A 14,532-nucleotide genomic window follows, 5' to 3' on the forward strand; every position below is an offset into this window, starting at 1 on the left:
TTACTACATTTAGTATATACAAAAAAACTGTAAAATTCAACTTAAAATTTTACAGCGCTGCTTTTTCGGGGCAATCCCCGCTTTCCCTTGTTTCTTCTTATATTTTATGCTAAAATCAGATTATGAGGAAAGGAGGCACAGCCATGGGAGCAGCTCTTGCGGCAGTTTACAATCACTATCTTGCATCTTACGCCCCAAAGGGCCTGACGCGCTTTGACGCCCACAAAAGCAGTGAGCTGAGGAGCATTTATAATTCCATGGTTAAGCTCAACAAGGAAGCTCCGTGGTATCTTCCCACCACAAATCAGGAAACGAAGCAGTATGTGGTGGCTTTAAAGGAAAACGCCCGCCAGCTGCACAACACCATTGCGCTTCTGGGGGGCTTGGAGGAAGGCGGCCTTCTGAGCAAAAAAAGCGCATTTTCTTCCAATCCGGAGCTTGTCACCGCCTCCTATATCGGCCCCCATGATTCGGAAGCCGAGTCGCCCTGTTTTGAAATTGAGGTACACGCGCTGGCTTCCCCCCAGCAAAACACGGGGCTGTTTTTGGAAGATACAAAGATTTCCTTTTCTCCTGGCACCTATTCCTTTGACATCACTGCCGGAGACATGAGCTATGAATTTCAATTTACTCTGGATGGCACGGAAACCAACAGGCAGCTGCAGGAACGCATTGCCCGCCTGATCAACAATTCTGCCATCGGCGTAAAAGCCTCTCTTGCGGAGTCGTCCTCCCGGACCTCTCTTGTGCTTACGTCGGAGGCCACCGGCATTCCCCAGGGAAAAACAGATATTTTTAAAGTCAATGATGACCATACCAGCAAAACCCCCGGCACAGTAGCCTACCTGGGTCTTGACAATATTTCCAGCAAGGCTGCAGACGCAGTCTACTCCATAAACGGGCAGAGACAAAGCTCTCCCACAAACCATTTTCACATTGAAAATCTTTTTGAGGTCAATTTAAAGGGCGTCACATCAGAGGCCGAAAGCGTGCGCATTGGATTGAAAACAGACATTGATTCTCTTACTGACAATATCACACAGCTGATGGGCGGATACAACGCTTTTCTTCGGGCTGCTGCCTCCTTCCAGAACACCCAGGCAAAGAGCAGCCAGCTGATACACGAGTTTGAGGGAATTGCTTCCGACTATGAAAGCTCCATGAAGTCCTCCGGCCTGAACCTTACGCCGGACGGCACTGTCCAAGTAAACCGTCAGCTTCTGCATGAGACGGCAGGGCAGTCCCCGGACGCAGCACAAACCTTTGCCTTCCTTAAAAGCTTCTGCAGCCGTCTCCTTCGAAAGAGCAATCAAATTTCCTTAAATCCCATGCAGTATGTGGAGAAAAAGGTGGTGGCCTATAAAAATCCAGGCCATAATTTTATCAGCCCCTATAATGCCGCAGTCTACAGCGGCATGATGTTCAACGGATATTGTTAAAGCGGAATATTGCCGTGCTTCTTCTGCGGCTGTTCCGCTTTTTTCGTCCGAAGCATCTTAAGGGCATGCTTTATCTTCTCTCTGGATTCCTCCGGCTTGATCACTTCATTCACATACCCTCTGGAGGCTGCCACATAGGGATTCAAGAAGCGTTCCTCATATTCCTTCTTGCACTGGGCGCGCATGGCCTCAGGGTCTGCGGATGCCTTAATCTTCCTTTTAAAGGCAATATTCACGGCGCCGTCCGCCCCCATAACTGCAATCTCCGCAATAGGCCATGCGAACACCATATCCGCTCCCATCTCCTTGGAATTCATGGCAATGTAGGCTCCGCCGTAGGCCTTTCGCATGATCAGGGTGATTTTGGGCACAGTGGCTTCCGAATAAGCGTAAAGCACCTTGGCTCCGTGGCGGATGATGCCGTTATGCTCCTGTGCGGTTCCCGGCAGGAAAGCGGGTACATCCACCAGCGTAATCAAGGGAATGTTAAAACAGTCGCAGAAACGGATAAAGCGGGCCATTTTGTCTGAAGCATGATAATCCAGGGAGCCGCACATCTGGTTGGGCTGATTGGCCACAAAGCCCACGCTTTCTCCATCCATTCTGGCAAAGCCCACCACAATATTTGGGGCAAACTCCTTCTGCACCTCGAAAAAGCTGCCCTCATCGGCAATGCAGCCAATCACCTTCTTGACATCATAGGCAATTCGGGAATTGTCCGGAACCATATCAGTCAGGCAGGCACAGGGATTTTCCACATCCTTCTCGGAATGCCTTTTGCGCAGCTTGATCTTTTCAAACACCTTGTTCACTGAAAATCCGGCGGACTCCTTATGGGTCTCCCGATTGATCACAGGGGCCTTTTCCAGATAGCTTCCCGGCAGATAGGTCAAAAGCTTCCGCACAGCCATCAGGCACTCTCCCTCTGTAGCAAAGGTGAAATGAGACACGCCGCTTTTTTTTGCGTGCACCTGGGCCCCTCCCAGCTCTTCCACGCTCACCTCCTCATTAATCACGGTTTTTACCACATTGGGGCCTGTGATAAACATTTTGGAGGTATCCTTTACCATAAAAATAAAATCACAGATAGCCGGGGCGTAGCAGGCGCCTCCCGAACAGGGCCCTAAAATCACCGCAATCTGCGGAATCATTCCCGATGCCTTCGTGTGACGCAGGAACATGCCGCTGTAGCCGCTCAGGGAAGAAATTCCCTCTTCGATTCTGGCGCCGCCGCTGTCGTTGATACAGATCAAGGGGGCCTTCATCTCCATGGCCATGTCCTGTATCCTGGTAATCTTAAAGGAGTGATACTCTCCCAGGGTTCCGCCGATCACCGTAAAATCCTCGCTGGCAGCAAACACAAGACGTCCGTCAATCTCACCGTAGCCTGTGACCACACCGTCCCCCGGCACTCGTCTCTTATCCAGATCAAAATCGTTGATTCTGGACTCCACAAAGCCGTCCACCTCCACAAAGGTACCCTTATCAAACAATATCTCAAGCCGCTCTCTGGCTGTCAGCTTTCCCTGTGCATGCTGCTTATCGATTTTCAGCTGTCCGCCGCCCAGGGCCGCCTTTCCTCTTCTTTCGTCCAGATCCAGCAATGCCTGTTCCCAATTCATACTCACTTCACTCCTCAAAATATTTGAATTTCAATTCTTTTGATTATCAAATTATTTAACATGATAACAGCATTGCACAAAAAAGGCAAGCAGATTTTTACATCTGCCCGCCTTCTTTCTCAGCCAGCGCAAGAGCCGCCTCTATCACTTTGTCCATATCATAATAACGGTACTGTCCCAGCCTGCCGCCAAACACTACGTTCTTTTCCTCTTTGGCAAGCTCCTGATACCTGGCAAAAAGTCTGGTGTTTCGCTCATCGTTTACAGGATAATAGGGTTCGTCCCCTTTTTTCCAGGCCGCCGGATATTCCCTTGTGATTACAGTATCCGGCTGGGCGCCAAATTCAAAATGCTTATGCTCAATGATTCTGGTGTAGGGAACCTCCCTTTCCGTGTAGTTGACCACCGCATTTCCCTGATAATTGGCGCAGCCTTCCAGTATCTCCTCCTCAAAGCGAAGGGTTCTGTACTGCAGCTCTCCCAGCCTGTAGTCAAAGTACTCGTCAATCATTCCGGTGTAAAGCACCCGTTCAAAGGTATCCGGCTGCTCCTTTGCGGCATTCTCCGCCAGAAAATCCCGGTAGGAAATCCCCAGCCGCACAGGCATATCCCCTATCAGTTTTTCTACGATCCGGGTATATCCCCCCACGGGAATCCCCTGATATCGGTCCGTAAAATAATTGTTATCGTAGGTAAACCTTACCGGAAGCCGTTTGATAATAAAGGCCGGGAGCTCCCTGCAGTCCCTTCCCCATTGCTTTTCCGTGTAACCCTTCACCAGCTTTTCATATACGTCCCTTCCTACCAGGGACAAGGCCTGCTCTTCCAGGTTCTGCGGTTCTTCCACAAAACAGTCCCTTCGCTGCTCTTCAATGATATCCATAGCCTCCCTGGGAGTGCGTATCCCCCACATTTTGCTGAAGGTATTCATATTAAAGGGCAGATTATACAGCTCGTCCCGCCAGATTGCCACGGGGGAGTTGATATAATTGTTAAATTCTGCAAATTGATTCATATACTCCCATATATGTCGATTGGAGGTGTGAAAAATGTGGGCGCCGTATTTATGCACCTGTATCCCCTTTTCTTCACAGGTATAAATATTGCCGCCGATGTTTTTTCTCTGATCAATGAGCAGGCAGGCCCTTCCCCTCCTGTTCATCTCATGGGCAAAGACGGAGCCAAACAGGCCCGTGCCCACAATCAGCCAGTGATATTTCATTTGCTTTTCTTCCCTTTTGCCTTGTATTTATCGATTTGTACAAAGTCATCCATCAGCTCCAGAACCTTGTCCCGCCCGGTCTGGTTGAGCTTCACATAATACTGCATCACTCTGTTTTCCAGAAGCTGCGCGCCCAAAGGCGTATCCCGCTCCAGGGAGGAGAAATCCACAGGGTTTAAGCTCAGCTTATCGCACATCTTAATCACTGTGCCATAAGCCATTCCTTCGATTCCGCGCTCCAGAGCCGTAACCAGGGTGCTGTAGGGGATGTTCATTTCCAGCGCGAACTGGCGCACACTGCGGTATTGCCGCAAAATCTCTTTCTTCAAAATCTCTGCTTTTGTCATCTTCATTTCCTCCATTATGCTGTCATTTATGCTGTCAAAGTAGTGCATAAAGTTAATATACGATATTCCGTCTGCCATTGCAAGACAAAATCTAAAAATTAAGATTCTTCACAAAACCTTTAGAAATTCCAAATTCCACTATCTGCAAGCTGCTTAATACTCTGAATTACTGTTTCATATGTTTCCGGTACAAAAAGCAATCCCAGCGTTATATCATTGTAATCATTTCTGTAAGCTTGGCTTTTGATCATCTCCTTCAAAATATCTGCCACGCGTACACCCGCCTTAGCAGATGGACAGATAGTTAATTCTGAACGCACTGCTCTTACCTGTGGAATCAGCTTTGCCAATTCATCGGTAATACCGATAGAGCTTACAATTTTATAAATATCGTACAAATGTCTTGAATGATGATCTATCTCGCCTTGCATATAGTAATCACATAATGCAAAAACTTTATCTGCAAGGGTTCTTTCTATGGATTGTGTCGTAATTTCAAAAGGCATCAAATCATAAGTTTCTGCTAAATCTAGGCGATTTAAATTCAGGCTTCAATATATTTAACTGCTCATACATAGATGGATAAATTGCTCTATAACAGTTGTAATGTCTGCGGCTTCTTGTCATATCAAGATTGGCAATCTGGAAGCCAAATTCCTCCATGACAGCAACAACAGCCTTTTTTAACTGTCTTTTTCTGGCTTCCCCCGGTATTCCTGATTCTGCCGTATAAGATAAATCAATGTCCTCTGAAAAACGATCCAACAATCAATTCTTCAAATGCTTCTTTATCATGATGTAAATTCATAAATCACCCCCCATTCAATCATTTTTTTTGCAGTTGCACCAGTTAAAGCAGATGATACCTCTGATAACTGTTCTTTTGTAAAACGCTTTTTTCTCATATAAGAAATCAAGGTTTCTATCGTCTCTTTCATCGGAAGCTCGGTATACTTTTCAGCCTGTCCAATGCTGTCTAATAGCTGCAAAAGCGCTGCATTGGAAGCCGAAATAGTAATTGCAGGCTTCTTAATTCTAACTTTCTGCGTTCCCACCGTAATCATGCGTCCGTTCGTTGCTTCACGATTGGTAACAACCTCTATCACTGCAGGCATTTGAGTTGTTAATCCTAATTGATTGGCAAAAGATATTCCTGTAACATATCCGTAAATCTCTGATTTATTTTGCACATATCTACGCATAATAACTACAGATGGGTCAAGATAGCTCTTACCCAGCAGGCCACCGCGCCTTGGTATATAGTAAATCCCGTTATCATATCTCTCTAAAAAGCCGCTTGCGGCAAGTCTTTTTACAGACTGGCGAACTGCATTATCAGACAGGCCTTCAACGGACAAATTGTTTAAAAATATAGGCTCATCATATCCATAATTTTCCATTAGATAGGTCTTTAACATTCTCTCACCTCCATGGATATCGTACTATATTTATATTATATTTGTCAATATTTGTGTCTTAAGGAGGAGCCATCCCGTATATCTGCACCACCTCAAGCAAAGGACTCTCGTATAGATCTCTGGGCGTCACAAGCCTGCCCCCGTCACTGTCCAGGTCATATCCAAAGAGGCTGTAAACATACCATACCAAATGGGCACATTGGGTGCCGGTGAGTGTCTCTTCTTCCTCCTGCATGCTGCCCGCCGTATAATAGGTTTCCTTCTCCGAGTTTCCCAAGGGCCATAGTCCCGCCGTGAGCTGGTAGGGGATTCCCGCCAAGTTTTCTTCGGCATACTCTGCAATTTCTTGGCGCTCCTCTAACGGAACGTCCTTCAGCCGCAGAATGGCAAAGGAGGGATACCGTTCCCAGTTGTCCAGGCTTAAGATGGCTGTATCCGTCCCCAGCACTCTTGCCTCCAGAGTGAGACGCTTTTTTGCATCCGTCACAATGGCTGCATGCCCGTTTCGCCAGCCAAAAAAATGGCAGTTAAAATTGATCAGGATATCTCCCTCCTCCACCACAGGAATCTCCTGCCCTGATTTTTCTTCTCCCGCCAGGTATTCCGCTCTGGAGACAATAGTGTTTGGAACGCATTCCAGCTCCACCGGAGCGAAAAAACGCTCCTGTAGAGTAAAAAGCTCCGCCTGCCGCCCGGTGCTTTTTAAGGCGTCCACGCCTGCTTTGGACAAGCCGGTCTGCCGGAAGAGCAGCTCGTAATCCGCCTGGCTCAGGGCTTCTTCCGCTTCCTCCACGTAGCAGGAAATATCCGCCATAGGATAATCAGGTGTAATATGGGCGTCCGCTTCCGCCTCCTTCGTCCAGAAAAAAAGAAACAGTACCGCGCAAAGGGAAAGCTCCGCCGTATAAATCCGTCTCATAAGCTTTTTCTTTTTCAATGCAATGCACCTTTTTTAGGTTTATTTTGTCCGGGAGGAAAGGTTTTATGCGCATTCGCTGGGCTCACTTGCGGAAACAAAATTTTTTGTGGTTTATCTGTTACGAGAAATTTAGGGGAAAGTTGACGCTTGCTTTGAAAAGTCGCTCTAAAAAGTTTTGATTTTCTCTTGAAAGTCCCTTGAAAAAATTGATCGTTTCGTATATGCTAAAGAAAAGAGGTGCATGAAATGTTAAAAAGAAAAATCGAACAGCAGCTGCTTAACTGGAAAAATACAGCGGGACATAAGCCTTTGATTCTAAAAGGATGCAGACAATGCGGAAAAACCTTTTCCGTCCTGGACTTTGCAAAGAAAAATTATAAGCACGTTGTATATCTGAATTTCTTTGAAAATCCAGATTATGCTTCTGTATTTGCCGGTTCACTGGAGGTTGACAACATCATTATGATGCTGTCTGCTTTGTTGGGAAAAAATGCTGTTTTTGAAGCCGGTGAAACAGTCTTAATTCTGGATGAAATTCAGGACTGCCCGGATGCCCGGACGGCGCTTAAATTCTTTCGGCTGGATGGACGTTTTGATGTGATTGGCACGGGGTCTTTATTGGGAGTGAAGGGCTATGGGAAGGAACCGAAATCAATCCCCGTTGGGTCAGAAACTGTTGTAGATATGTATCCTCTTGATTTTGAGGAATTTTTGTGGGCAAATGGGATTGCGGAACCAATCATTGCGTTACTGAAAAAGAATTTAGACACAGAAACTCCCATTCCGGAAGCGCTGCACCATCGGATGCAGCAGCTTCTTTTGCAGTACACCGTGGTTGGAGGAATGCCGGAGGCTGTACAGTCTTTTGTAGATACAAAGCAGATGGATCAGGTGCTTTCTATCCAGAGGAATATTATTCGCACCTATGAGGATGATATGGTGAAATACGCTGATAAGAAGGATAAGTCCCGCATTAAAGAATGCTTTCAATCCATTCCAAGGCAGTTAAGCAAAGAAAACAAGAAATTTCAATATTCCGTTGTGAAGAAAGGTTCTACCGCTTCCAAATATGAGGGCAGTCTGCAGTGGATTGAGGATGCCGGAATTATCTCCCGATGCTATAACCTTTCCATCACGGAACTTCCTTTAGACGGAAATGCCGAGCAGGATACGTTCAAGGTGTACATGAAGGACTGCGGGCTGTTTGCCAGTATGCTGGAGGACGGTACACAATACGATATTCTGCAAGGCAATCTCTACGGCTATAAAGGCGCCATTTTTGAAAATCTGGTTGCGGATATTTTTGCCAAGATGGGACGAAAGCTCTACTATTTCCGCAAGGACTCCGGGCTGGAGGTGGATTTCGTGATCCGGTACAAGGGAGAATGTACCCTGGTGGAAGTAAAAGCTTCTACGGGAAACACAAAAAGCACAAAAACAATTCTGCGGCATCCCGAAAAATATCATGTACACAGCGCAGTCAAGCTGGGAAATTATAATATCGGCAGATCAGGGCAAATTCTGACGCTCCCTCTTTACATGGCATTTTTGCTGCGGGCACTTTGACCTGATTATGCACAGCGTCCCGGCCGATGTGTTTTCCTCCGAGGCCAGCACGGCCCATGCAAAGAAATTCATCCAAGGGCTGCAGAATTGGTGTTTTATGCCAACTCTGCAGCTTTAAATATTTTTTCCATACATTCCTGCAGGCTGTGTTCCTCCAAGGTCTTTTTTCTGCCGTTTTCTGCAATTTTACATCTGATATCCTCGTGATTCAGGTAAAATTGTATCTTTTCTATGGCATCCCCCATGCTTTCATAAATAACCATATCTGTCCCATTTTCATAATATTCCACAAGCTCTTCCTGGTAATTGGATATTAAGAAACCGCCTGCCCCCATAATGTCAAATGCCCTTAACGGAATTCCGGTCTGTATAATCCGTAAGGAAGGGTTCAAACTGACCTTGGAGCATGCAAACACCAAAGGCATCTCCCGGACGTAGTCTACCGACCGGCATTTGGTGACATTTTTTATGAGTGTACTGTCATCATAAGAATAAAATTTTGTGTCAAATCTCTTTCCGCACAGATTCAGTAAAATCAATCGCTCATTTCTGGTAATTTCGCTGGCCATGGCAAAAGTCAGCGCCGGTTTGCTCAGGCGCAGCCTGGTATCCGGGTTCTGTTTCAGATACTGCTTATTGATATTGTCAATAAGCTCCTCCGATATTGTCTTATCAAATATGTACTCTCCATATATTTGCGACTGGACATTCATCAGAGCTTTCAGATAGCCCTTTGTATAATCATCCATTGGCTCCATCAGCTCGTGAAGCAGAGACTGGTATAAATTACCCACAAAGGAAACCTCTGCAGCATACTTTGCATAATCCCCATCCTTCACCTTCAGCTTCATCAATCTGGTTCGATTCACTCCCAGGGGCAGGTGATAAACCGTCTCAAATCCTTTTTTGGCATACTGCAAAAATTGGATTTTATCAAAAAGAAATACATAATTAACGGGATTTCCCAGGGTTTCTTCTATCCTCTCTACATTCAGGGGATTGTCATAGCACCATGCAATGTACTTTAGGCCTTTTTCCATACAGGCATCTGATAAAACCGGATAATAGTTTACGCTCAGCAGCGCGTCATATTCACCAGTCTGTATTGTGTCACTGAACCATTTGCTGAATTTCTCATCACGATGCTTGTCTGCAAACCGCCATTGAAACGTGCAAAAGCTGATGTTTTTTTCCTTGCAAATCTCAGATATATCGTACTGCAGATAAGCAGTCCAATGATAGATTAAAAGCTTCATTCCTTCATCCTCTTTTTGCCGAAGACAATTCCCCGGCGCAGCTCTGCTTCCAAATACGCTTCCACCGTCCAGTCCGGGCACATGAACCCATCTGACACGTCTGTGTCAAAATTACGCATCTGCAGAAAATTGCGGATCCACTCTTCATCCTCCCTGCAATGGTAGGAGCAGATTGCACACTTCAATCTTTCACATTCCCTGAAAAGTCTGTCCGCCCCCTGTAATGCCGCTTTCTCACTTCCTTCAACATCCATTTTTATATAATGAATCTCTTCTGTGAACAATGTATCCAGCGCCAGTCTGTCACCATCTGTAGCAGAATCTGCAAACCCATAAATAATCCGGACTTTTTCGCTATCATTCCGAAAGGTCTGCTGCAATGCCTCTATCCACTCCTCATCCGCTTCAATCAGATATACCTTTTGGGCAGTATCTATGATATCAAGGGTAAAAATTCCCTCTGCTGCCCCCACATCTACCACAACATCTCCTTTTTCCACATCATAACCGCTGTGGCGGTAACAATGGGGAGACCTTGAATCTTGTTCCGCTGCCAAAGAACGATAGTACTGTACAATTCTGTTTTCATCCCAATTTCCCGGAAAAAACATACGGCGTCCTTTATAAGGCACATATGGCATCTTGCAGGCCTCATCAAAACATACAGACACCGGAAGCGTCTCATATTCATCAACAAAATCATAATTCAGCAAATTTATTTTATGGTTTTTGTCAATATAACTTATCATTTCCTGTACTTCAGGATGATCCAGTTTGTCCGGATGCTTATATTCCCAATACGCTCTGTTCGCAAGCGTATATATCACATCGGACAACATATCGATACACAAAATCATCGCATCCAGCAACATAATGATCTTGCTGACATCCCTCTCCTGCTCCGGAATATCTGCGCAAAGCCTTTGAAAGTTCTCTTGAATGCTTCTATATCTGCCATAGGTTACTGTATTCCTATGCAGTTCCATTTCAAACCTGACGCTTTCCTTTATATCGCCGATTGGAACATTTTCTGCAGACAGTCTGCCGCTAACAACCGCTGCTCTTATCTTCAGCAGCAATTCCTTGGTCTTGTTCATGTTTCATCCGCCCTTATCTTGTACAAAAAAATGAATTATGTTAAAATTACTATATTAAATCCATTGGGAACCTAATATGAAAACATTAGAAATTATACTACGGCTTATCAATATAATACAAAGCAATCCATCTTCCATTCAGCAAATTCCATGGGAAGATTTAAAATTGTGCATTATTACAGAACTTGAATGTCGAAGGGATTTATATCCATCCGATCAATTTCACTCCATAAAAGAGCTCATTCAAACTCGTTTTATTACCTTGAAGAAGCTTCTGTCTATTCCAGATGTTCCAGCCGCTATCAATCTGCTGAATGAATTTTTCTTTGCAATACAATTTCTTCCTAATGCAGAATATACAAATGCAATAGCAGAAGAGGCACGCTATAACGAAGCTTGCCTGAATCATTACCTAAATAATACCATCATTGTGCTGGGAGATTCTCATGTCAACTTTTTCAGTGGCAATGAAACCTTGTCATTCCTTTCTATCGGAAACGGCATCGATATTTGCCCCAATATCACAAGCAATCCTTTCACCGTTCTTCATTTAGGTCCCTGCCTCGCTTATAACTGCAATAAATTAAATACCTCTACTCTCTTCCACGAGAAAGTAGATTTTTTGTGCAACAATTTTATAAGACCTAATGCCTATATTTTATGCTGTCTCGGTGAAATTGACCTTCGGGCACACGTATTTCGTCAAACTGAAATACAGCACAAAACATATAAGGAGATTGTGGATGATATTCTGGCCGAATACCTTTTCTTCCTTGTATCGCTGAAAAAACAAGGGTATCATGTTTTTTGCTGGGGGCCCATTGCTTCTCAGAAAGAAATATGTCCAATAGACCCATCCTTTCCCAGAACTGGCAGTGAAACAGAACGGAATATAGCAACCGCCTATTTTACTCAGCAGTTGAGTCTTCAATGCCAGCAACATGATATTGTATTTTTATCTATATTTGACCAGATGATTACTGATGACTTCCACACAATAGAAGAATATCTTTCTGCAGATCACTGCCACCTAAGCCAGCATGCGCTGACACTGGCAATGCCTGTGTGGGAAAAATATTTACCAAGCTTCTAAGTAGCCCTCTTCAAATTCCTGCTGTGCCAGCTCCAATATCTTTCTTGCCGAGAGCTTTTCCTGATATTCCTTCTTCGTAAACACATCCTTATGGTCTTCCCTGACCGTATGCCCTTTCTCAAATGAAACCGCATCAAAATCCCTGGAAAGCCACTCATAATCAGAATCGCTGATTTTATCGGAATCAAAAAAGTTTCCTGCATACCGGAAGGAATGCCAGGTTCTCATGCGGTAGGAATTGAAATACTGAAAGCAGGTATAGGTGCCATAGGTCTCAAATTCACTGAAGCTGTTGGAGACTAATTTATCCACATCGATGCATCTGATAATCCGTTCAAAAAAGCTCCCACCCTTCAGATTATCATTTTTCATGATATCCCCAATCAGATTTCTCATAATATCACATCTGAGCAGCATATGCTCCGAAATAAAGGAGGGGCCAATACATTTTTGCATTCCCGGAAAAAGCTTGCCTATCGTTACAAAATACTCCTCGTGATATTCCTGTTTCAAATCGAAAAAAGGAGTGGCGCCATCCTCATGAAACATGGTAAAAGGCTTACAGGGAATGGTATCTCCGTCCCATACCAGATAATAATCATCCTTGCAGAGAAAGCTGTACTGCATTTTCAGAAACTGCTGGTAATACCAGCCTGTCACACCTCTCGGCACATCCCTCCGCCTTAAAACATCCTGCATAATGGAATGCACATCTCCAAAAGGAAGAAGCTCATCCTCATTGATAAAGCCTACACGCTCCCCCAGATTAAGCTGGGCCGCCAGCTCTCCAACCTCTGCATTTCCCACGAAAATCAACCGTCTTGCAGGCATATTTTTTACCAAACGATGATAATTATTTTTTAACCGCAAAAAATCCTTTGCTATGGTCATTATGAGTGCGTCGTATTTTGGCTCCACTTTTACTCCTTCTCCTAATGCCTCTTTGTATTTTTTACACAAATTCACACTGACAGTATTAGAACAATATCAAAATAAAAAGAAACTTGCATATTTTAATACCGTTCTTGGCTGATAGACTACTTGCAAAATTTGCTACATTCAAATGAACTAATGAGCAAATCGCAATCTCATTAGACGTAATGCTAAATTAAGACATTATAATGCTGTTTATGATTCTTGTTGCTTTTAATGCCCCTCTATCATTTAAATGATCTGTGTCATTAAAATCTTTTTCAAAAAAGCTTAAGATGCTTTCAGTATTCCACACACTGTCGTTTCTTTCAACTACTGTTTCTGTTATTTCCTTCGCATTATGTACATCTCCAAAAATAGGTTGATATACATCATAAACTCTTCTTAATTCTGAAGTATTCCGTATTTTAGATAGGTCTGAGTAAAAATAGTAATATCCGCACCCTATTGTAACAACTTCTATTTTACTATTTCTCTTTATTACTTCTCTTGTAATCAAATACACATAATATATGTCCTGAGACTGAAGTGCAAGATTTTTAAATGGGAAGCCAAACTGGATATCTTTATGGGGAGACATTTCCTCAAAATGGGCGCAATATACTGTACACCCTATAAAGTCTTTTATGCTGCCGGCTCTGCTACACATGATTAGATTTGCACTGACAAACAACATATAGAATCGATGCATGTTTTTTTGCGATTCCACGATATATAGCTTTTGAGTATCCCATTTGTTTCTTTACAATGAGAAACGGATGCTCAACTTTACAGCGAACTGCGGATTTTTCATATTCCATCTTTTTGTCCCAGTTAAAACCTTTGAAATCATCCGCCATTTTGAGACTGGAAGGGCTGGTTGACGACTCTAGTATATCTGGATTCACCATATACTGTCTCATCATCTTCCCTAATGATATTTACAGTTTCTGAGACATCATGCATATTTGTAGATGTACCCGTTATTGTATGAACATATCAACTGCCTGCATCAGCACCGGCATGTACCTTCATTCCGCAGCACCATTCATTGCCCTTCTTAGTCTGATGCATTTTAGAATCACGTCTTCCATCTTGATTTTAGTGAATCTTGGTATTGCTATAAGGCTGGGAGCAACAGTAGTGCCACCATGCATCATAAGGCCTGCTTTATCAAGGCGGGTGTTTACATCAGGAAAAATTTTCTCGCCAAGTTTGTTTGCTTCAAGCATATGTCTCGGTACTTGTTATGTGAAGTAAGGTTTCAATACCAATAGGTTTGCGTCCACGCTTGGTTTTCTTCTTGCGGCTGGCATTTCCCTAGCCCATTCTTCTAAAAATTTACTTAATCCCCAAAGCAAAAATATAATGCTGCATACCCATTTTTATTGTCTCATTATCTAAAGATAACATATAATCCAATAGATAGCTGTTTTCTTCTATGTTAATCAAAATATCATTCAAACACAAATGGTATATAAGTCCTCCTGTTTGTACTATAAAAGGCTCTTTAAATGTCCTTTCAATTGCAGGAATAATCGCAGATGAATCTGCGGCCTCCGAGGGATCAATTTTATTCATTTCTTCCACACTTGCCCGGAATATTCTTCTAGGTATTTCCCATCTTCCCTCATTATTGCA

General features: G+C 43.8%; 15 protein-coding genes and 1 pseudogene. 3 read left to right on the forward strand and 13 right to left on the reverse strand.

All coding sequences use genetic code 11. From position 1 onward, the window contains the following. Positions 1–143: 143 nt before the first annotated feature. Positions 144–1,439 carry a flagellar filament capping protein FliD gene (locus tag SHK35_RS05230; protein ID WP_318708928.1) on the forward strand — a complete coding sequence of 432 codons (1,296 nt, stop codon included), beginning with the start codon at positions 144–146 and terminating at the stop codon, positions 1,437–1,439. On the opposite strand, the gene SHK35_RS05235 is transcribed toward SHK35_RS05230, so the two are convergent. The 7 genes from SHK35_RS05235 to SHK35_RS05265 all read right to left on the reverse strand — a co-directional run bounded on the left by SHK35_RS05235 (position 1,436) and on the right by SHK35_RS05265 (position 6,967). Then, positions 1,436–3,061 carry an acyl-CoA carboxylase subunit beta gene (locus SHK35_RS05235; protein ID WP_318708929.1) on the reverse strand — a complete coding sequence of 542 codons (1,626 nt, stop codon included), beginning with the start codon at positions 3,059–3,061 and terminating at the stop codon, positions 1,436–1,438. The genes SHK35_RS05230 and SHK35_RS05235 overlap by 4 nt on opposite strands. Before the next feature lie 97 nt (positions 3,062–3,158). Then, on the reverse strand, positions 3,159–4,283 hold the full coding sequence (gene glf / locus SHK35_RS05240) for a UDP-galactopyranose mutase (protein WP_318708930.1): 1,125 nt from the start codon (positions 4,281–4,283) through the stop codon (positions 3,159–3,161). Beyond that, on the reverse strand, positions 4,280–4,630 hold the full coding sequence (locus tag SHK35_RS05245) for a helix-turn-helix domain-containing protein (protein ID WP_318703259.1): 351 nt from the start codon (positions 4,628–4,630) through the stop codon (positions 4,280–4,282). The genes glf and SHK35_RS05245 overlap by 4 nt, the downstream gene beginning before the upstream one ends. 119 nt (positions 4,631–4,749) lie before the next feature. Beyond that, the gene (locus tag SHK35_RS05250) at positions 4,750–5,136 is read right to left on the reverse strand and encodes a nucleotidyl transferase AbiEii/AbiGii toxin family protein (RefSeq protein WP_318708978.1); all 387 of its coding nucleotides are present in this window, start codon (positions 5,134–5,136) and stop codon (positions 4,750–4,752) included. 4 nt (positions 5,137–5,140) lie between these two features. Beyond that, positions 5,141–5,398: a nucleotidyl transferase AbiEii/AbiGii toxin family protein gene (locus tag SHK35_RS14175; protein ID WP_318708932.1), complete on the reverse strand. Its 258-nt coding sequence runs from the start codon at positions 5,396–5,398 to the stop codon at positions 5,141–5,143. Positions 5,399–5,421: 23 nt separating this feature from the next. Next, on the reverse strand, positions 5,422–6,048 hold the full coding sequence (locus SHK35_RS05260; RefSeq protein ID WP_318708934.1) for a DUF6088 family protein: 627 nt from the start codon (positions 6,046–6,048) through the stop codon (positions 5,422–5,424). Positions 6,049–6,106: 58 nt separating this feature from the next. Continuing rightward, positions 6,107–6,967, reverse strand: a complete 861-nt coding sequence (locus tag SHK35_RS05265; protein WP_318708935.1) for a hypothetical protein — start codon at positions 6,965–6,967, stop codon at positions 6,107–6,109. A gap of 246 nt (positions 6,968–7,213) precedes the next feature. On the opposite strand from SHK35_RS05265, the gene SHK35_RS05270 reads away from it, so the two are divergent. Further along, positions 7,214–8,533, forward strand: a complete 1,320-nt coding sequence (locus tag SHK35_RS05270) for an ATP-binding protein (protein ID WP_318708936.1) — start codon at positions 7,214–7,216, stop codon at positions 8,531–8,533. Between the two features lie 95 nt (positions 8,534–8,628). On the opposite strand, the gene SHK35_RS05275 is transcribed toward SHK35_RS05270, so the two are convergent. Beyond that, the gene (locus tag SHK35_RS05275) at positions 8,629–9,789 is read right to left on the reverse strand and encodes a glycosyltransferase family protein (RefSeq protein ID WP_318708937.1); all 1,161 of its coding nucleotides are present in this window, start codon (positions 9,787–9,789) and stop codon (positions 8,629–8,631) included. After that, complete coding sequence (locus tag SHK35_RS05280; protein ID WP_318708939.1) at positions 9,786–10,886, reverse strand: FkbM family methyltransferase; 1,101 nt, start codon at positions 10,884–10,886, stop codon at positions 9,786–9,788. The genes SHK35_RS05275 and SHK35_RS05280 overlap by 4 nt, the downstream gene beginning before the upstream one ends. A 76-nt stretch (positions 10,887–10,962) precedes the next feature. Here SHK35_RS05280 and SHK35_RS05285 point away from each other — a divergent pair, with 76 nt between their 5' ends. Further along, entirely contained in the window at positions 10,963–11,979 is a 1,017-nt protein-coding gene (locus SHK35_RS05285) for a hypothetical protein (RefSeq protein WP_318708940.1), read from the forward strand. On the opposite strand, the gene SHK35_RS05290 is transcribed toward SHK35_RS05285, so the two are convergent. The 4 genes and pseudogenes from SHK35_RS05290 to SHK35_RS05300 all read right to left on the reverse strand — a co-directional run bounded on the left by SHK35_RS05290 (position 11,965) and on the right by SHK35_RS05300 (position 14,472). After that, on the reverse strand, positions 11,965–12,897 hold the full coding sequence (locus tag SHK35_RS05290) for a DUF6492 family protein (protein ID WP_318708942.1): 933 nt from the start codon (positions 12,895–12,897) through the stop codon (positions 11,965–11,967). The two genes, SHK35_RS05285 and SHK35_RS05290, sit on opposite strands and share 15 nt — an antisense overlap. Before the next feature lie 190 nt (positions 12,898–13,087). Continuing rightward, positions 13,088–13,492, reverse strand: a complete 405-nt coding sequence (locus SHK35_RS05295) for a hypothetical protein (protein ID WP_318708943.1) — start codon at positions 13,490–13,492, stop codon at positions 13,088–13,090. Between the two features lie 21 nt (positions 13,493–13,513). After that, a pseudogene (locus SHK35_RS14270) lies at positions 13,514–14,129 on the reverse strand (transposase); the annotation flags it as partial. Between the two features lie 103 nt (positions 14,130–14,232). After that, entirely contained in the window at positions 14,233–14,472 is a 240-nt protein-coding gene (locus SHK35_RS05300) for a hypothetical protein (RefSeq protein ID WP_318708945.1), read from the reverse strand. Positions 14,473–14,532 lie beyond the last annotated feature (60 nt).

The organism is Candidatus Acetatifactor stercoripullorum (assembly GCF_944382095.1).
In the GTDB taxonomy this organism is placed as follows: domain Bacteria; phylum Bacillota; class Clostridia; order Lachnospirales; family Lachnospiraceae; genus Acetatifactor; species Acetatifactor stercoripullorum.